Below are 19,917 nucleotides of genomic sequence, written 5' to 3'. Positions count from 1 at the left end.
ATAATTTTTTATTATATTTGACATAGATATTGTTTTGTTTGGCGACATCAAGATACTGAATTTCAGTATCTTGAACAATATCTAGTCCGTATTTTTTACTTGAAATAATTACACCCAACGGGTTAATTTATAAAAATAGTATCAATGTAGGTTAAATATTTATCTGCATCAATATCATTTTTTGTATAGTGTAATATGGTAAATTTAAAAATACTTTTGTCATAATTATTTTCTTGTAAATATTTTTCTTGTAGATCAGTTAACTCTTTTAAAGTTTTAATTTCACCTTTTAATAATTTATGTAATATTTCTTGATTAATCTCTAAGTATTAATAATCTCCATATCTATCAGTATTTAACATCTCAGATCCTGCAAAATCATAAATACGTATTTGTCTTTCTTCATAGAAAGTTCTTTCTGCTAATTCCTGAATGTCTTTATCAATTAAATAAGCTATCATACTGCCATTAGTCATATTTATCGTTTGTCGTAGAAATGTCAAATTATATACTTTAAAATTAATTGAAATCGTTGCACCATAATTCTGAATTATATTATCGTTTGAATCTTGAAAAAAGAATCTTTTACTTTTGGAATTATAATGGAACTGACATTTGTTCTTTTTATTTGTAAGTACTAAAAGATCGGCATTAATCACAATGCTTACGTCTTCTACTGTTTTTATCATAACTTAACGTGATTTAAACTATCATTTTTGATATTCATAAGTATGTCCTCTATACCAATCTTCCACATTATCTGGATTTATAGGTCTAAAATCATAGTCAGTTTCTTCATTTTCTTTAACATTCTGATATGTTGTAACCATTTGATAACCTGAATCTTGATTGCTTTTTAATATATAAACTCCTGATTCATAATTATTAATCCTAAATCTGTATGGAAATTCTATCTTTTCCTTACCGTATTTAATCCCTCCTAATCTTTGTTTAAATGGTGTGTTTTGATTCTTATAATAATTGAGTATAGATTTTTCTGATGTAAAATCAGGAATCTGCTTGTTATGTTTATCTATAGAATACACATATATAAATTTTGAACTCAAAGTATCATTTACAAAGCGATAAGTTATTATTCTATCATCTAATTCATTTTCCAAATAAGCAATATTCTCTTTGCTCTTGTTTGTACCAAAAAAAGCAGTAGGATAAAACTTCCCATCATCTTGCTTTTGTGGTTTTACATTCGAATACAATACATTCTTAAAAACTTTACCATTTAGGCTATCTTTTTCATCTTCATCATTTTCATACGTGTAGGTAAAAGAGTATTTAAAAAAACCGTTTTCGATTAATTCTAGCTCTGTTACTTTCTCATTTAGATAATGATTTATTTTATCTTTTTTTGAACAAGAAACCACAAATACTATCAATAGTATAAATATTATTTTTTTCATTTATTTAGACAACTCATATGTACTACCGCTATACCAACCATACACACCATCTGGATTTATATGTCTAAAATAATACTTCGTTTCTTTATTTTCTTTTACATCTTCGTAAGTTGTAACCATTTGATAACCATCTTTCCCCAGTTCTTTTAGTATATAAATTCCCGATTCATAATTATTAATCCTAAATCTGTATGGAAATTCTATCTTTTCCTTACCGTATTTAATCCCTCCTAATCTTTGCTTAAAGGAAACTTTTTGATTTTTGTAATATTCAAGAATTTTTTTTTCTGCTGTAAAGTCAGCAATCTCTATATTATTTTCATCTATCCAAAAAACGAATATACTTTTAAAATCTAAAGTGTCATTTATAAAGAGATAAGTAATTACTCGTTTATCTAATTCATTAGTAACGTAATTAAGCTTTTCTTCTAGTTTCTCTTTATCCAACTTCCTATTTCCAAAAAGCGGAAATGGATATAACTTACCATCATCTTGCCTTTGTGGTTTTACATTGGAATATAACTCATATTTAGTGATAGTACCGATTGGACCGTCAATATCATCTTCTTCCCTAATTGTATCCGCATGTGAATATTTGTAAAAGCCGTTTCACTTAACTCTAATTCAGTTACTTTTTTGTTTAGGTAATGGTTTATTTTATTCTTTTTTGAACAAGAAACCACAAATACTATCAATAGATATATATTATTTTTTTCATTTATTTAGACAATTCATATGTACTACCGCTATACCAATCTTCTACATTGTCTGGATTTATATGTCTAAATTCGTAAACAGTTTCTTCATTTTCTTTTACATTTTCATATGTAGTAACCATTTGATAACTAATAGCATCGTGATATTTAAGAATATAAATTCCAGTTTCATAATTATTAATTCTAAATCTATATGGAAATTCTATTTTACCATATTTAATCCCTCCTAATCTTTGCTTAAATGGTATTTCTTGATTCTTGTAATAATTTAGTATACCTTTTTCTGTTGTAAAGTCAGCAATTTGTTTTTTGTCTTTATATTTAGGGAATAAACGTATATAATTTTGAAATTAAGATTGTCATTTATAAAGAGATAAGAAATTATTCTATTATCTAAGTCATCATTGATATAACGAAGTTTTTCCGCACGTTGCGTTTTATCTAGATTGCGACTCGATTTAAAAAGTGGTGCTGGATATAATCTACCATTATCTTGTTTTTGTGGTTTTACATTAGAATACAATACATATTTATAAACTTTACCATTTAGACTATCTTTTTCATCTTCCTCATTTTCATACGTGTAGGTAAAAGAATATTTGTAAAAGCCGTTTTCACTTAACTCTAATTCAGTTACTTTTTTGTTTAGGTAATGATTTATTTTATCCTTTTTTGAACACGAATTAAAAAAAATAACAACTAATATTAATATCGAAACTTTCATTTTCTATTTCGATAATTCAAACGTAGTACCATTATACCAATGCTCTACATTATCTGGGTTTATAGGTCTAAAATCATATCTTGTTTCTTCATTTTCTTTAACATCCTGATATGTTGTAACCATTTGATAACCTGAATCCTGATTGCTTTTCAATATGTAAATTCCCGACTCATAATTATTAATCCTAAATCTATAAGGAAATTCTATCTTATTTATACCATATTTTTTGCCTCCTAATCTTTGTTTAAACGGTACTTTTTGATTCTTATAATAATTGAGTATAGATTTCTCTGATGTCAAGTCAGCAATCTTCTTGTTGTTTTTGTCTATAGAATAAACGTATATATATTTAGATCTTAAAGTATCATTTACAAAGTAATAAGTTATTATTCTGTTATTTAATTCTTCACTGATATATCGACGTCTTTCCTCTTTTTGTACATTATCAAGATTCTGATTGATTTTAAAAAGTGGTACTGGATATAATTTCCCATTATCTTGCTTTTGTGGTTTCACATTCGAATACAATTCATATCTAAAAATCGTACCGATTGGACCATCGATGTCATCTTCTTCTCTAATAGTATCAGCATATGTATATTTGTAAAATCCATTTTCAACTAACTCCAATTCAGTTACCTTCTTATTTAAGTAATGATTTATTTTGTCTGATTGACGACAAGATGTACATAAAATGACGAACAATATTAATGTGTAACTTTTCATTTCTAATTATTTAATGCTCCGTTATTTTACATATTCGTATGTATATCCATTATACCAACGTTCTACATTATCTGGATTTATATGTCTAAAATCGTACACTGTTTCTTCATTTTCTTTTACATTTTCATATGTAGTAACCAGTTGATAACTTAACTCTGGATCATTCGGATATCTAAAGATATAAATCCCCGTTTCATAATTATTAATCCTAAATCTATATGGAAATTCAATTTTATCTTTTCCATATTTAATCCCTCCTACTCTTTGTTTAAATGGTACTTTTTGATTCTTGTAGTAGTTAAGTATAGCTTTCTCTGATGTAAAGTCAGCAATCTGTTTCTTATTTTTATCTATTTCATAAACATATATACTTTTAAAATCTAAAATATCATTTACAAAAAGATAAGTTATTACTCTGTTATCTAATTCATTGGTGATGTAACTATATCTTTCTTCGCTTTTTTGTTTGTCCAGCGCAATGTTTTTAAAAAGTGGTACTGGATATATTTTACCATCATCTTGTCTTTGTGGTTTTACATTAGAATATAACTCATATCTAAAGATAGTACCAATTGGACCGTCAATATCATCTTCTTCCCTAATTGTATCCGCATGTGAATATTTGTAAAAGCCATTTTCAACTAACTCTAATTCAGTTACTTTTTTGTTTAGGTAATGGTTTATTTTATCTTTTTTTGAACACGAATTAAAGAATATAGCGAGTATTATTATTATTGAAATTTTCATTTTTTATTTTTTTACTATCAATCCAAATGTTTCTAATTTATCCAAAATATCAGTACCATCCTCTTTAGAACTTTTTCTCTGTTTATGGGAGATTTCCTTTTGATAAAAGTCTAAATCTCCTCCCTGTACTGCCTCATAATATTTATGAGTTGTCAATTTATCAATATGAACCGGTCCATTTAATGGATATAGATTGTCTATAGCTTCAAATTTGGACTCTAATCCTATTGCATAAAAAAAACAATCAAGTCCTTTCTTTAAAACTTCAGCACCCGTCCCTTCGATAAAACCAATTGTTGCTCCTGCTATTGACATATTAGTCAAAAGATCGCTAAGTTCTTTTCGGCTTTTGGTCACTTTCATATTGGTATAATTCACATCTGTACGCCTGTTACATATTGAAGCTTCCTTGATATATTTATGAAAAGTTTTAATAACATAAAAATTTCCATTTCTAAATTGAATTGTTTTATTTTTTATAATGTGATTGTGTAACTCTTTACCGTCCACGCAATTTTCTTTTTTCTTTTTAATTGGGTAAGATTTGTCTAATTTGTACACAACATCTTTTAATCCATTTTCTTTACCCGTAGTTATTACTTTGAAATGTGTTAGTATTCTTTCCCCTCCAATTATTTTACCACAGTTGTTCATGTAAATTGTAACTGCACTCAAATAATTTATTTTTGGTACAGTATTTTCAGTTTCATTCTTTTTTTCATCAGGATCGGTGTAACATTCATGAAGTTCAAGCGAGGTTAAAGCTGTTAAACAATGACTAAGTTTATTAACCATTTTGTTAACACTTTGAGTATAATACGCTCTTGAGGTATCCCTAAATTGATGTTTTTCCCAAGGTTCTTTTAATTTTTCTGGCTCATAATCGCCAAGACTAACCGATATTCCCATTTTTCACTATTTTTTTAACGCTGTTTAATTCAATATTTCCGTAGGTTGCCACTATTTTCGTAGTTTCCGCAGTTCTTTCTATTTCGCCTGCCATCACAAAGTGATTTTTTGCTATAGTAACTGTAATGTTTTTGGCTTGCTTTATTATTGCCATAGTTATTTTTTTTTAATTAAAACTACTTATCTCGCCACTATTAGCTACAATTGTTTTTGATGCTCTTAGTGTCAAATTTTCTTTAGTTGTATTGATGCTTATTTTTTCAGCCATTTCAGTATATTCAACAGAGCTTGCGGTAATTTTTCCTTCTATAATTTCTGTTTTTTTATCACCCTCTTCTGTAATATTTCCACCCGCAAGTAAGGTCAAATCTTGCCCTGCACTTTGATTAATACTTTTATTTGCTGAATTGTCAATGTTATCTCCTGCATTTACAGATATGTTTTTACCTGCTGTAATAGTGATATTATCTCCTGCATCAATTGTAAAATCTTTTGCAGCTGTAACATTAATATTGCCTTTCCCATCCATTTTCCAAGTACTTCCGCCCATATCTTCAATTAAAACACTTCCCTCTTCATCATTAAAGATCATTTTAATTCCTGAGCGTGTATGTATCGCTTTTATGTCGTTTTGTGGAGATCCATAACCAGAAGATTCATTTCCGTTATATTTTGCGCCCATTACATAAGGATTCTGAACATTGTTACCTTCGAAACCTACTAATACTTCTTCTCCTATCTCGGGAATAAAATAAAATCCTTTTCCTGAACCGGCATAAGGCAATACCATTCGAATCCATTCAGTTACCGCACTATCACTTGAACCATAAAACTGTACCTTTAAACGTCCTAATCCTTCAGGATCATTATTATCTCTCACTTTTGCTGGCTGGCTCGTCGCATTAGCGAAGACATGAACATTTGTATAATGCGGTGCTGAAACATCGGCAGGAATAGCTTTAAACTCACAAGAATAATTTCCGTGTACCTCTGAATGATGTATAACTTCTACAGCTATCAACTCATGTTCAACGGTTTGATTTACTATCGTAAACACCTGCCCTAGTCCTATTGGAAAATAAGATATTCCACTATAAAAAACACTGTTTGCATCACTACCCGATGTTTGCAGAGTAACCATTTCAGCTACGTCTTCTTTATCATAGGCATTTGCTGTATAAACACCACTGCTTAAATCTGAATTCGCTATCGTCCCTTGATTAAAAGTCACAATTGATGAAAAACTGTCTTTACTTCCTGTTGATGTTTTAGTAGATGAATCGTGAAAATTACTAACATTCTTATAATCATAACCTGATAAAGAGATTTTATGACTAGTCATATTTGTCTGTATCTTAAAACTATGGAGTGAAGCTCCATTTATCAATTTGACTTTACTTGTTTTTGTCTGTCCAAATTGCATACGCATTCCATCAAAATAGAACCATTGTCCGTAACGTGCCGATATTCTTTTCAAAAATTCAAAGCTACTTTCATTATATTGTATAAGGTTTTTAAATTCTTTACTGTAAGTAGATTTTATAGAGTCTCTTTGATAAAATTCCCCGGGTCCCTCAGCAAAAACACCCAGTACAATATCATCCATAGTTCGTTCCTGATAAGTTCTTGTTTTTTTCATATCATCAAGAACAATGCTATGGCTTACCCCAGTTACATGTAAACCAACAGGGCTGCCATGAAGATCTACAGAAGATAGCTCTGTAATAATGCCTTTGCTCATCAGCCTGATTCCGGTAAGACTTTTAAAAGTAAAAATTACCTCATCACCCAGATAACTTCTTAGTGCTTTTGCCTGATCTGCGGGTTTAATAATTGCTTTACCGGTGTATTGCCAAATAAACGAAAAATGATGATGATCCGCCATCTTTTGTGATAGCTTTAAATCATAATAAACAACGTTTTGGGAAAAACTTCCTATAGTGATATGTACTTGTTCTGAGAAATGTGCCATAATGATACCTTGTTTTTTAATTCACTTTTTACAATTAGTCTAAAGCAATCCAGTTATTAGAAAATTTAGCATCTCCAAAAGTCAATTCTTTCGCAACCAATTCCATAGTGATTTTCATTGGAACTTCGGTTGTGCTCGTAAATTGCTCGTCATACCCAATACAAAATGCTTTTGCAAATGTTAGTTCTTTCATTTTACTTAATGCATCTCTTCTGTAAAAAACAATTTTACCATCTTTAGTCAAATCTCCATTTAGCATCCATGATAAAAAATGACTATTTTGACTTGCTTCGATTACCATTTTTATAATCCCGCCTTTAGCATTTCCGGTAGGTTTACTGGTGGTATCGATTTCCTGTTTAAAATTAATATTAAATTCAAGAACATTATATTCTTCGCCGTCTATATGTAATTTAGATAAAAAACTCATTTGTTGTAGATTTATTAGATTGTTAAAAAATTAGTACGTAAACCTGAATTAGATTAAAGATTTAAATGTTTAAAACAGAAAAGGAAGTCCAATAAATGGACTTCCTTTAATAGTTTCAAGCTTTGAAAAGTTTGATAAAGTCCAAAGGATTATACCCAAGCATTATCAAATTCTCCTCCACCCATCGAAATTTTACGCGCAGAAATCATAAAAGTCTCCGTTAAAGGAGTAGCACTGTTATGATCAAAGTTTTCTTTGTACTTAACCATGTAAGCCTCTGTAAACTTAAGCTCTTTTAACGTAGCGTTTGAGTCACGCTTGATGAATTTCACTGAACCATCTTTTCTTTCGAAATTGTTGGTCATCCATTCAAACAATTCAGTACTACCTGTAGACTCTACTTCAAGCATAATTCTTCCTCCACGTGTTACCGTAGATGGACGTCCTGAAGCGTCTGTTTCCTGAGCTAAATCATAGCTCACATTTAATACTTTGTAATCTTTACCTGCTACTGTTAATGATGTTAAAAACGACATAATGAAAAATTTTTAATTATTAATTTATTTATTTATGTGGTAAATATATAAATAAAATCTTATTATTATAATAATTTTAATAAAATTTTATTTACATTATATATCTATCAGACTATCAGTCTTTTAAACTTTAATTTTTCTACTATTTTGCCCATAAAAAGCATTAAATCAGCGTTAAAAAATCATTTATATGATAACGGACCAACGAAAAAATAGCCGCGGAAATCAAAATTCCTGTTAGTACTTTTTATTGTCGCCTCAATAATAATATCTACCTTTTTTTTGGCTCTGCTTACATCATCAACTAAGTAAATATTTTCTGATAATTCGACATTTAATTCGATTACTTTTATTCGCTTTTCATGAAAGATCAAAGACTGTTTCATCGTTTTAGAAATGATTTCTTTCAGCGTATTTTCATTCATCAGTAAATCAAAATCTATTTCCCAAATTTTAGATCCAAAGGTTTCATCAAATTTACATTCACCAAATGTGGTGGTTGCCAGCAATATAATTTGTTGTGCAATAGAGTGTTCAATTGATGTTTTTTCTAATTCTTTTTTTTGTATTACACTATTAAAATCGATAGGTAATTTATAGAAAGCTCCTTTCATTTATTTCTTTTTAAATATAAATTAACCTGTCTGTATGCCCTTGTTTGTTTATTTCTGCTCCTTTAGAAACCTGTTTTCTTTTTATTATCGTAAGATTCACTTTTGGCGTAAGCTTCAGGAATTTTTCACGATATAAAATATCTCCTATAAATCTTTGTCCTTTTTTTTCGTCTACAACAATAAAATAACTAGTTCCCTTTTCTATTGTAAGCGAATTAATATCTCCTGCAAAAATTTGAATATTTTGATTGTCTTTTTGAAAAGTATAAGTGAGTTCATCCTGATTTAATTTTCTGTATTTAGAAATATCAAATATTTCCATTTCATCTTTTAAAGGCTCAAAAGGAATATTTTCGAAAAGGAAGTTTTTTGGTGCCAAAAATTTTAAACCCAGAAAACTCCACAAACCTTTTTTTGTTTTTTGCTCTTTAAAAAAATAAGTATCACGTGTCACTTTATAAAGTTCCTTTTCATTTGTTTTATCATCTGTAACAATCATCTGATAAATTGGAACTTCAATTTCAGCAGGAAAATCAACTCCTTTTAGTTGTGTTTTTAAATTAACCGATCCTACTTCCTGTTCAGAGATTAATATACTAATCGTATGTTTTTTTAAGGCCGAATCTGTTCGAACAATAACTTTACCTTCGCCGCTTCCTGCATAAAAAACAGAACCGTCGTTATCCGTAAGTCCTAATGAAAGATTCAATTCTGGAAATGGCATATTTATATTATTTAGATAAATTAAACTTTTTATTTGCTACGAATTTTGATTCAATATTTTTTAAATACCCTATTTAACTCTCCTGACTTTGTACAATTTTAAGCAATGCAGATAAAATTTTATATTTTGGTTGTCCACTTCACTTGGACTGAACTCGTAATCTTTTTTAAGGGTATAAAATTTTATTGTATTAATATTATGTCCCATTAATTTCTTTATATCTCTTCTTGTGAGTTCCAGAGCAGCTGTTCCGTCACAGTTTACTTTGAATGTATTTTTTAAGATATATCTTTCCCCATCTTTAAAATACAGCTCCAATGGTTGCTCTTGTTTTACACAAACATTGTCTGTGAAAATTTTAAAATATAAATAAATGCTGCTTTTTCTTTTGCCGAGCTGAAATACAGCATATTCGTAATCTTCATTAAAAACGCGCAGCAAAATTGGTGTCGCACTTGCAAATAGTTTTCCCGAGAGTAATAATTCATTTTGCGAAATAGGACAACTTAAAGTATCAATCGGGTTTACTTTTTGTGCTTTAATCGAATTTGAGATTGAAAACAATCCAATTAAAAATAAAATTTTAAGTACGTTCATGAATTTGAATTGTTTGGTTTGACCACTCAAAAGATCAATATTTTTTATTTAAAAAAGGAAACACACTAAATGTGCTTCCTTTTTTATGATTTACAGTACAAGTATTATTTTTGTTCGTAATCTGTATCCCATTCTGTTCCGTCAGTTCCTTTTTGACCATCCATTTTGATAAGGAAATTTTTAGCCGGGAAATACGGTTTCATATGGATATCCATATAAATTCTGTCTTTCTGAATTGGATCTTGTTCAAATCTGCGAATTTCAAAATTCTCGATTAATTTATCCGGACCAGTGATTCCGTCAAGGAAAGCAACGATCTGATTCATAATCTCTTTACGGGTTTTTGCAGTAAAGTTTTCAAAAGCACGACGGTTAAGAAAATCCATTAATACTTTAGTCACATAATCAAAAACACGCACTACAGAATAAGTTTGCAATCCTAAGTTATCTCCGCTAAACAATGTTTTTGCTGAGAAAGCCATTACTTTTCCGTACTCGTTTACCATAGGAACTAGTCCTAAGTTTTCAAGATTTGCAATTTCACTTTTCTTAAGATCAAATTTTACGCCGTCAACTTCATTGATTCCACCAAACTTTTTACCTGCAGTAACCTGAGACATTAAAGTTTTGTAAATTTTTCCTGCAAGTGCTGCAGACGGAGCAATGTGTAAGTCTTCACTTTCACCAATTTGGTCAAATCTACCACGACCTACCAACCAGTTACAAGTCATAATTACATTTGAGCGGTATACTTCGCCACCTGTTAAAGCTGCAGCATCAAACATTTCCATTACATCATCCGGTTCATCAAGATGTTCGAAATCCGTAACAAGCATTACTTTATTTTCATGTGCAATTTTTGCCCATTTTTCAATTACTTTATTTGAACCTAAATAACCAGGAATTACTAAAATACCGTAATTGTTTTTAAGGTCTAAACGGTCATAATTATCTACTAATTCTGAGTGAATTGCATCGATAAAACGAGTATTGTCAAGATCTTTTAATTGCTCTAAATCAGCATTTACGATCGTAACGTTTTTAACTTTATCCGTTTCAGTATTTTTGAAAAACAAAGCGATAGTTCTGTAAGCAGCTTCGATTTCTCTTGTATCTTCAACAGCTTTAATCAAATTCTTTTTTAATAAAGCTTCAGATTCTTTGCTTTTATCCTCACTTTGCGCCACCATATCAGTCAAAGCTTCATTACTGCTTAAAACCGAAGACCAAAGTTCTAACGTTTTTAAAAGTGTTTCTCTTTCTTTGGCTTTGTTAATCTCTCCAAGGAAAATTTTTCTTCTTGCTTTTCTTTCCGGATTTAGGTTTTGAATTCCTTCAATTGACATTTCCAATAAATCAAAACCACCGTATTTAGCCAGTTTCTCAACATTTTTTTCAATTGAACCTCCGCTTACTTTACGTTCTAATACTGCTGTATCAACGTCACTGCTTTTATATGCTTCTTTATTTGACATATCTTATATTTTTAAAATTCTTATTTGTTTTCTTTTAACTCTTTGATCAATGTTCCAAGGCTTTCTAATAAAGCTTTTTTTGCTTCACCATCTTCTAATGCAGCTTTCAAAATTTTATTCGATTTTAACTGGCGAATAATTTTTTGATATTGATCTTTTTCTGTCTCAAGATCAGATAAAAAACTACTTTGTGATGTAATTCCCTTGATACCAAAATCTCCTAGGTTTTTAAAGTTCAAAGCTTCGACTTTTGTAGCTCCGTCAATAGTTTCAAAATTTACTTTAACCTCTGGTTTAAAATGCTCAAATGCTTTTTCAACACTTGTAATTCCTTCAACCAATTCTGGTTTTACGGGTGCGTCAACAGTTAATTTTTGAGCAACAAGTGTTCTGTTTTGAGGGATTGCAGTGATTGCTTCATCTGCATCTAATTTTACTTCATTACCTCCAATTCCATAATTTGATAACATAATTTTAATTTTTTAATGATTATTATATAATTCCTTTTACTCTTATTTATATCTATTGATTTTGATAAATCTGACGACAGACATCTAAATCCCTGCTTACTTTTTCAAGTTCTTCTTTATACGTTTTAGCCGACTGGTTCAAGCTGTCTATTAAATGAGAATTATGAGTAAGACTTCTGATTTGTTTTTTATAATCAATAATATTCTTGTATGCAAGAATAACATTGTTGTATAGTTTTTTGTTTTCAGTAGTATCTTTTGGTACTTTTTGATACATATTGGCAATCATAACATTTGCCAGACGCTGTTGAAAATCATTATCTACTTTTGGTGAATTAATTGAGTCAATTGTCATTCTGATACTATCAATTTTTACCGAAAAATTAGTCTGATAATCGTATTCTCTTTTCATCATTTCATTCTCTGCTTTCAGCATTTTATTTTCTGCTTTTGGCATATAAAAATTGAATGATATTGCAATTATCATGACCACAAAAGTGAGGGTAAATGCGACCAGAAAAGCAAAAAATGCTTTCTGGCGTTCTGATTTGTTTAAAACTTCCATAAATTATTTAGTACTATTTTATTTTTAATCTTTTATAAAGAAACCGTGACGTTTCGGGTTATGTACAATATCTTTCTTGTCTGTTTCTGCAACAAACAATTCGATATTTTCTTTTTTCTTACCAATGTAATCCAGCTTGTTAAGTGTCTCGAACAACGTTTCAATTTTTGCCAGCGCATTCATTATTAGCGCGGCTATTTTATCAATATGTACGTGATCATATCCCGCATTAATAAGCGAGGTAAATAATATTTCAAGATCTCCCTGAGAGATATCACACCACTCAGCAAAATAATTCAGTAACTCCTCTTTTCCTGCACCGGATTTTGAATCGATAAAATTTTTCATCACTCTGGCAAAAGAAACCACCGTACTTAACATAGCGGCAGGATGCTGGTGCAAAGAGAACCAACGAAACTGCGTAAGATGCGTTCCTAAAAAATATCCTGTATTGTCTGCCAATTGCATCACAGTTTGAGCCAAAACCCCTGTTTGTTGGATTCTGTTGATTTTTTGAGAAATCTGTACCGAATAAATTTCAATCTGACCAAAAGAACGTGCAATTTGCGCCTGCATGTCTACCAATTTTGGATGACAAGCGACCGTAACGGATGGCGGAATATAATTTTCATCCAAAACTGTAGTATCGCCAATTAAGACTTTACCAATCGCCAGATAAAACCCTCCATATCCTATTCCTGTACGAAATTCTTCGGCTTTGATCAGGTGAAGTTTATATTCCGGTTGTGTGTATGGATATCTTGGCGGAACCTCGTCCGGATCCGGTTCACCAAACGGAATCCTTTTTTTAGAATTAACAGAGATACAAGCCAGTAATACTAATTGTTCACCTTCCTTGAACTCATAAGTAACTTCCGGATATGGAACCTGAAGATCTAAAGTATCTGTATTGCTTTTACTAATTTCAATTCTGGAACCGTTTGGAGTGATTGCATGACATTCTTCTACGCGCACGCGAAGTAATTTATGATTATCAATTCCTAAAGTGATTTTTGTTGATTCCTTATTTTGATTACCTGAATCCAGTAATCCATAACTCATAGGTGTTGTATGAATACCTATTGCATCGTTTACCAGCTCAGAAACATTATCCTGAATCGATAAAAAATGGCTCTTGTTGATCTTCATCCCATCGATCCAGTTTACGGGAAAATGATGTAATTTTTCTATCATAATTCTAAATTTTATTTTGAAATAAGATGTATTATTTCTTATCCTCTTATTTTATTTTCTACTCTAATTATCGCATTGTCATAAACTGTGTTTTCCTTAAACTCTTTTGCAAGTCTGTAATAGTTTAATGCTTCCTCAAAATCATTGTCGTTCTCAAAAATCTTGGCAATATTGTAATAAGCACTCGCTTTAGTCGTGTTAATCGAGTTCCCTGCAGCGTAGGTTATTGCTTTTCTGTTTGAATAAATGGCTTCTGCTTTGTAGCCCTTTTTAATATACATCAACCCTAAATTCCCATATGCCTGACCAAATACAGGATTGTATTCAATAGCTTGTTTGTAAAAATTTAAAGCTCCATCAACATCTTTGTCCTGATAAGCTAAATCTCCTTTTTTATTTAATAAAAGCGCGGTTTTCTTATCGTCATTAGAGACATATACCTCTTCCTGATTATCATCGTTCGACGATCCTACAATACCAATTTCCTGCGTTGTTTTTGAGATTATAGTGTTAATATCTATTATTTCTCCATTTTCATTTATTTTAAATAAATTCCAGACATTACCTTTTTTATTTTTTGGAATGTAATATGTTTTAACCAATGACCGCCCTACGTAAACAAATACTTTTGCCGCACTGGCAGATAATTTTGAAGAATTTAAATCCTCTTTATTCGAATAATCATGCACAAAATAATGATAGGTTTGTCCGAATTTTTTATTGTTAATCGTTATCGTTTCCGGACCATAACTATTTGTATCATCAACATCAAGATTAGAAGAACTTCCTTTTTTGTGGTCAAAATAAATATGATTCCCCGGAAAACTCAAATGCGAATCTAAATCTTCAGGATATTTCCCCCAGTTTAAAACAATTCTCATTCCGTCCAGATTTTTCATTACGGGACTTAACGCATATGTTAAATCGTTGCAAGGACATTTTACAACCAGGCTTGAATAATTTTCTTTTTTAATAATTAATAAAGTATTCGAATCATCCTGAAAACCGCCATTAATTGTTGCTCTTCCGCTAGCATTGGTTACTTTTTTTGCTGATGTTTCACCATTTCGCTGAATCATCACCTCGGCATTCGCCAATACCTTATCTTTTTCTACAGCTGATAAAACTTGTATGGAAATATCCTGAGCATTTACACTAAAGCCAAAAACAAGAAAGAATGCTAAAAAATTTATTTTCATTTTATATTATTTGTTTACGATTTATTGATTTTTAATATTTAAATTAACTGTTATAACAAGCTTTTTCGGGTTAAAACCTAACAATAGTGCGCAATGAGCCCTTTTTAAATCTTCACTGCTTCCTTTTCAAAAACTGATTAACTTTCTATGGCTATCAGACAGCTATTTTTACTTAAAAATATATTTTTCAGAATTAGTCAGCATTATAGACAATCTTTTTTACCACATTGTTATTAGACTTTTCAATATTAACTTCTGTTACTCCTCCATCATAACTCATCACTATTTCAATTTTATCTTTTTTAATAGTATATTCAATATCTATTAAACCATCTTTATTGATTTCAACAACTTTGTTACTCGTCGGAATTGAATTTAAAAAATATTTTGAGTCCGTAACTTCTTTATTTTTAATAATATCTGCATAAACTTTTTCAAGTGTACTATTTCTAATAATACATTCCTGACCTGAACCCATCTCTACAACAATCTCTTTACAATCTTTATTTTCAGTAGAATCAATTTTTGACTTACTAGCTATTTCTTTTTTGGAAATATTACACGCTTTATAAATATTTTCTAAATTATTAAAATTATAATTTACCTTAACAGGATTTTCCGGATCAGCTGATGTATTCCATAATTTTGCTTCATTAGGTAAAAATAATAGCCAGGCGATAGTACTTTCCACCATTTGTTTTTCTTTTGGATTGTCTGATAAATTATTTTCAATATTTACCTGAAGAGTTATTGAATCATTCTCAATACGTTCAATTCTAACAAAATAATTTTTATAATCTTTTAAATCTAAATCACTCGATTTAACGATTTCGAACATTATGTCTTCGCAGGTTAGTTTTGATTTATCGACCACTTTTTTTAATGGTTGGTCATTTACTTTTTTTCTGACGAATCCTTACAACCTATTAGAATCAACGAAACCACTATTACTATTATCTTTTTCATTTTACATTTTTTTTCTAAAGTTCCACGAAATACAAAATTATTTGTAGCTGGAGTTTTTCTTTTCAATATGTCAAGGAGCTTAAATATCTTTTTTTACTTATTTTTAGGTTTACATCATCAAACTTCAAATTGTGAAAATCCTTAATTTCCTATTTTTTTTTAAAGAAATCAAAAAAAAACTTTGCGTCTTACTTAATTGAATCCTCATCTGTATCTAACTTCAAGGATATGATTGTGAAATAAATCTCCCATTATCAAATTTCTTTATCATATCTACCGGACCTTCAGGAGAAAAGTACCATTCACCATCTCTTAATCCGTTAATGTAATTACCGTTTTCAATTATAACCTGATCATAATCAAATGAATATTTTACCTCAACCCAATCACCATTTTTAAGATGATTAATTGTATTTCCTTTAAGTTCATACTCAAAAAACACATTTTCCATCAATATTTTTTTATCTCCCCATTTCTTATCAACACTGGCAGAGTCAAAATAATCTAAGAATAGACCAGCTTTTACCTGAAAATCTAAATTTTTGGATGAAGTGGGACTTTTAAAGATAATTTGAACTATATCTCCCACAATTTGAGCGTTTCTTGAATGATTTTCTTCAGATCGTGCTTCTTCGTAAACTATCATACTATTGTATTCAGTATCTAAAGATTCATTAACCAATAGAATACTTTCATAATTACCATCTTCATAATTTATTTTTACAAAATAAGATTTAAACTCCATGCGATTGATTATAAATTTTTTATAATTGTAAAATTGCAATAAAGTGTCATTTCTTGAAACAAAAATATCATGCATATAAGGCCTCATAACTTCTCTACCAAGAGCGATTTTAAACGTGCCCTTTAATTGTATTATTTTATTTTTGTCTTCAATTTTTTTTCCAATAGCAATTTTATCTAATGAATCAATCGCATAATCTTCTTGAGTCGATTCATTAAGTTTTGCAATTTTATTAAATACAATTTTGGGCTTTACATTTGTATTTTCTTTACAATGTGTAAATAGTAAAATTAAAAGCATTACGCTTAAAAATCTTTTCATCGTTTATTTTGCTTTTTTATAAATTCCTCCAGCTAACAAGTGCTTCCCGCTCTTGCCAGCTGGGGCTTTTCTTTTCAATATGTCAAGGAGCTTATAAATTTTTTATTTATTTTCTTGGTTTTGTTTGTCTTAACTTAATCAAAAAATTTTCAGTAACATCTTCAAAATTAACTTCATTAAAATCTTTTTGTGTCCAAGTTTTTGATGGTATTTTTTTATCGTGATCGGCTTTGTCAAAGTAGGCTTCACCGTATTTATGAAGAAGTATTTTGTCCTCAAATACTTTGAAAGTGGTATAAGTTGAAATGGATATATAATCAGAACATATGTAATCTTCTATTGTAAAATAATTTTCTTTAATTACGATTCTATTAAATCCTTCTGCAGCACAATTAAAATTGTTCTTGAATATAATATTATTATTTTTATACCAATCTTGAAAAGTATTGTTGGGCAACCCTTTTTTTACTTCCATTGGAAGTCCAAAATGAATTCTCTCAAACTCTCCTTTCTCTTCATCATTTGTATAAAGTATGATTTTATCTTTTATTCCGTCTTGATCTAAATCAAAATCATACGAATAAGCAACATTTCTATTTTTACTTAATTTCAAAACTTTATCAAAAGAAAATAGTTTTGGAAATAGTTTTAAAAAATAATTATTATCATGATACGGAGGAAGGACATTTTCTTTTAATTGTTTTATTAAATTCCATCTATTATTAGTTTGATCTAATAGATAAATATTTGCAATGCTATTATCTTTAATGTTTACACTCTCTTCAGAACATAGACGATCCCTTACTATATATTCTTTATTAATTTTGTATAAAAAAATATTATATAAATTATAATTATTTTTTAAAAGACCACTAATATGTTTGTTTTCAGTATCCAGGTCGTCATATTCATATTTGTATATTTTATTATATTTATCTGTCCAGAAAACCCTCAGCGTATCGCTTTTAGGTATAAAGTGCATAGTAAAATAACCTTCGTTTTCACAGTCAAGATAATTTACAATTGGATGTTCTGACATAGAAGAACCATCAATATTTAATAAATAGCCTGTTAAATATTTTTTATCTAAAAAATCAATATTTTCATCATTATTATGTTTTTTAATTCCTTCTTTTGATTTTTCTATTATTTTAGTTTTGTTTTGCCCATTGCATGAATTTATTAAGAGGCTTAATATCAATATTTTTAATAGTAATTTCATTTTTTTTATCATTTAATCCCTCAGCTAACAAAAGCATAAAAACTCCTGCTAGCCAGGGCTTTTCTTTTCAATATGTCAAGGAACCTAATTATTTATCAATATTTAATTTAAATCTTCAATTCTGTTACATCAACAATTTATTCCCTCTGCTAGCGCCAACGTCACTCCCATGCCAGTAATCTAATTAAGTAATTAAGATGTTTTAGAAATCTAACTTACTTATCACACGTGGCGGGGATGTTTTTAGCATTTTATTTAATCTTTGTTATTTTATTTTGTTGAATATCCTCAATATTTGAATAGATGTTTTTCCATTCTCCATTAGATTGAATCTGAAATTTGTATGTTTGAATTTGACAGCAACCCGAAGGATGTACAATTGTTAATGTTTTTTTATTTTTATTAATTTCGAAAGGAAAAAATCTAACATTTTCTGTCAGATATGAATCCAATACAAATTGCTTATTTGCTTTTTGAACATAGTAAGCATATTGTGGACCTCCATTACTCCCCTGATAATTTATTATTGCAAAATCTTCTAAACCATCAAAATTTACATCTAAAGCTATCAACATCCGACCACCTTCAATTTCTTGATCACTTTTTATAATTGATTGTTCCTTATCAAAATATGATATACTATTTGGTGGGCTTCCATCAAATTGCGTCATTAATAATTTAGGAGTAAAATTTATTTCCTGAATTTTATTTGTTTCATTGTTTTTAAGTTTTATTTTAATTTTTTGCTTTTCACTTCCATTTTCATCTTGAATTTTTGATGTTGAAAACTTAAAAGTAAAATTTTTTAACAGAGTTAGATTTTCAGTTATACTAATATTTTTATTGTCATTTAACTTCAAAACTTTATCAGAAGAAAATAATTCTGGAAATTGTTTATAGAAAAAATCACGTTGCCCTATTTGCGGACTTTTTCTTTGGACTTTTTTTAAAAATACCCATTTATTATCAAATGAATTATATAGATAAAAAAAGACCTCAGTGTTATTTTTAAAAAACATAGCCTCTTCAGATTCACCATTAGATATGTCTAAATATTTTTTAGGTATATAAACTGCAAAAATGTTATATAAACTTAAATCTTTATTGACCATTTTTTCTATTGTTGAACTTTCTTTATTCTCACCTGAGTCAAAATTTTTAATATAGTTGACCCAATAATTATACAAAGAAATGTCTTTAGGAACATAGTTTATAGAAAACCATTGTACCTCATTATTATTATAATTGTAATAATAACGATATGGATGTTCAGAAAGATCTTCATCTCCAAATGAAATCATATAGCCATTGAAGTATTTTTGGTCAAAAAAATCAACAGGTGATTGTTCATTGTTGATATTCTTTGTTTGTTCTTTACCCTTATTTAAAACCTGCGTTTTTTTAGTTGAAACTTGTCCATTACAAGAAATAAAATAAAAAGAAGAAATCGCTAGAATTTTAATTACTGAATTTTTCATATTATTAATTTATTATAAATTCCTCCAGCCACCAAGAGCGTCGCGCTCTTGCCAGCTGGGGCTTTTCTTTTCAATATGTCAAGGAGCTTAATATTTATTATTGTTCTTTCTTATCGCTATACTAGTAGAAAATAATTTATAAACTTTTTTCTTAATTATATACTGAAAT

Annotated in this window: 23 protein-coding genes; all 23 read right to left on the bottom strand. The window is 29.3% G+C overall.

The window, feature by feature from the left end:
- Window positions 1-329: 329 nt before the first annotated feature.
- The 23 genes from KHA90_RS09125 to KHA90_RS09015 all read right to left on the bottom strand — a co-directional run bounded on the left by KHA90_RS09125 (window position 330) and on the right by KHA90_RS09015 (window position 19,748).
- Window positions 330-689 carry a hypothetical protein gene (locus KHA90_RS09125; protein ID WP_213298202.1) on the bottom strand — a complete coding sequence of 120 codons (360 nt, stop codon included), beginning with the start codon at window positions 687-689 and terminating at the stop codon, window positions 330-332.
- A 21-nt stretch (window positions 690-710) separates the two neighbouring features.
- Window positions 711-1,418 (bottom strand): hypothetical protein, encoded by a 708-nt coding sequence (locus KHA90_RS09120; protein ID WP_213298199.1) that lies wholly within the window; start codon window positions 1,416-1,418, stop codon window positions 711-713.
- Complete coding sequence (locus KHA90_RS09115) at window positions 1,419-1,865, bottom strand: hypothetical protein (protein WP_213298196.1); 447 nt, start codon at window positions 1,863-1,865, stop codon at window positions 1,419-1,421.
- Window positions 1,866-2,402: 537 nt separating this feature from the next.
- Entirely contained in the window at window positions 2,403-2,858 is a 456-nt protein-coding gene (locus tag KHA90_RS09110) for a hypothetical protein (protein WP_213298193.1), read from the bottom strand.
- Between the two features lie 3 nt (window positions 2,859-2,861).
- On the bottom strand, window positions 2,862-3,584 hold the full coding sequence (locus KHA90_RS09105) for a hypothetical protein (protein WP_213298179.1): 723 nt from the start codon (window positions 3,582-3,584) through the stop codon (window positions 2,862-2,864).
- 21 nt (window positions 3,585-3,605) lie between these two features.
- Window positions 3,606-4,331, bottom strand: coding sequence for a hypothetical protein (locus KHA90_RS09100; protein WP_213298176.1), 726 nt, complete (start codon window positions 4,329-4,331; stop codon window positions 3,606-3,608).
- Between the two features lie 3 nt (window positions 4,332-4,334).
- The gene (locus tag KHA90_RS09095) at window positions 4,335-5,240 is read right to left on the bottom strand and encodes a hypothetical protein (protein WP_213298173.1); all 906 of its coding nucleotides are present in this window, start codon (window positions 5,238-5,240) and stop codon (window positions 4,335-4,337) included.
- The gene (locus KHA90_RS09090) at window positions 5,224-5,394 is read right to left on the bottom strand and encodes a hypothetical protein (RefSeq protein ID WP_213298170.1); all 171 of its coding nucleotides are present in this window, start codon (window positions 5,392-5,394) and stop codon (window positions 5,224-5,226) included. The genes KHA90_RS09095 and KHA90_RS09090 overlap by 17 nt, the downstream gene beginning before the upstream one ends.
- 12 nt (window positions 5,395-5,406) lie before the next feature.
- Complete coding sequence (locus tag KHA90_RS09085; RefSeq protein ID WP_213298168.1) at window positions 5,407-7,212, bottom strand: type VI secretion system Vgr family protein; 1,806 nt, start codon at window positions 7,210-7,212, stop codon at window positions 5,407-5,409.
- Window positions 7,213-7,246: 34 nt separating this feature from the next.
- Complete coding sequence (gene tssD / locus KHA90_RS09080) at window positions 7,247-7,642, bottom strand: type VI secretion system tube protein TssD (RefSeq protein WP_213298165.1); 396 nt, start codon at window positions 7,640-7,642, stop codon at window positions 7,247-7,249.
- Window positions 7,643-7,791: 149 nt separating this feature from the next.
- Window positions 7,792-8,178: a type VI secretion system tube protein TssD gene (tssD, locus tag KHA90_RS09075; RefSeq protein WP_213298162.1), complete on the bottom strand. Its 387-nt coding sequence runs from the start codon at window positions 8,176-8,178 to the stop codon at window positions 7,792-7,794.
- Window positions 8,179-8,360: 182 nt separating this feature from the next.
- Complete coding sequence (locus KHA90_RS09070; protein ID WP_213298159.1) at window positions 8,361-8,792, bottom strand: GPW/gp25 family protein; 432 nt, start codon at window positions 8,790-8,792, stop codon at window positions 8,361-8,363.
- A 10-nt stretch (window positions 8,793-8,802) separates the two neighbouring features.
- Window positions 8,803-9,516 carry a hypothetical protein gene (locus tag KHA90_RS09065; RefSeq protein ID WP_213298156.1) on the bottom strand — a complete coding sequence of 238 codons (714 nt, stop codon included), beginning with the start codon at window positions 9,514-9,516 and terminating at the stop codon, window positions 8,803-8,805.
- A gap of 69 nt (window positions 9,517-9,585) precedes the next feature.
- Window positions 9,586-10,113, bottom strand: coding sequence for a hypothetical protein (locus KHA90_RS09060; protein ID WP_213298153.1), 528 nt, complete (start codon window positions 10,111-10,113; stop codon window positions 9,586-9,588).
- Between the two features lie 104 nt (window positions 10,114-10,217).
- On the bottom strand, window positions 10,218-11,588 hold the full coding sequence (locus KHA90_RS09055) for a DUF5458 family protein (protein ID WP_213298150.1): 1,371 nt from the start codon (window positions 11,586-11,588) through the stop codon (window positions 10,218-10,220).
- A 20-nt stretch (window positions 11,589-11,608) separates the two neighbouring features.
- The gene (locus KHA90_RS09050) at window positions 11,609-12,058 is read right to left on the bottom strand and encodes a hypothetical protein (protein WP_213298147.1); all 450 of its coding nucleotides are present in this window, start codon (window positions 12,056-12,058) and stop codon (window positions 11,609-11,611) included.
- Window positions 12,059-12,110: 52 nt separating this feature from the next.
- Window positions 12,111-12,623: a type VI secretion system TssO gene (gene tssO / locus KHA90_RS09045; protein ID WP_213298144.1), complete on the bottom strand. Its 513-nt coding sequence runs from the start codon at window positions 12,621-12,623 to the stop codon at window positions 12,111-12,113.
- 24 nt (window positions 12,624-12,647) lie between these two features.
- A complete protein-coding gene (locus tag KHA90_RS09040) occupies window positions 12,648-13,817 on the bottom strand; it encodes a hypothetical protein (protein ID WP_213298141.1) in 1,170 nt (389 codons plus the stop codon).
- A 38-nt stretch (window positions 13,818-13,855) separates the two neighbouring features.
- Window positions 13,856-15,016 carry a tetratricopeptide repeat protein gene (locus tag KHA90_RS09035; RefSeq protein WP_213298138.1) on the bottom strand — a complete coding sequence of 387 codons (1,161 nt, stop codon included), beginning with the start codon at window positions 15,014-15,016 and terminating at the stop codon, window positions 13,856-13,858.
- A gap of 193 nt (window positions 15,017-15,209) precedes the next feature.
- Window positions 15,210-15,890: a hypothetical protein gene (locus tag KHA90_RS09030; protein ID WP_213298135.1), complete on the bottom strand. Its 681-nt coding sequence runs from the start codon at window positions 15,888-15,890 to the stop codon at window positions 15,210-15,212.
- Between the two features lie 312 nt (window positions 15,891-16,202).
- Window positions 16,203-17,048 (bottom strand): hypothetical protein, encoded by an 846-nt coding sequence (locus tag KHA90_RS09025; protein WP_213298132.1) that lies wholly within the window; start codon window positions 17,046-17,048, stop codon window positions 16,203-16,205.
- A 106-nt stretch (window positions 17,049-17,154) separates the two neighbouring features.
- Window positions 17,155-18,270: a hypothetical protein gene (locus KHA90_RS09020; protein ID WP_213298129.1), complete on the bottom strand. Its 1,116-nt coding sequence runs from the start codon at window positions 18,268-18,270 to the stop codon at window positions 17,155-17,157.
- 251 nt (window positions 18,271-18,521) lie between these two features.
- Window positions 18,522-19,748, bottom strand: coding sequence for an XAC2610-related protein (locus tag KHA90_RS09015; RefSeq protein ID WP_213298128.1), 1,227 nt, complete (start codon window positions 19,746-19,748; stop codon window positions 18,522-18,524).
- Between the last annotated feature and the right edge of the window lie 169 nt (window positions 19,749-19,917).

The sequence above is a fragment of the Flavobacterium psychroterrae genome, from assembly GCF_018380615.1.
GTDB lineage: Bacteria > Bacteroidota > Bacteroidia > Flavobacteriales > Flavobacteriaceae > Flavobacterium > Flavobacterium psychroterrae.
This window is presented reverse-complemented; position numbering and strand designations above follow the sequence as displayed.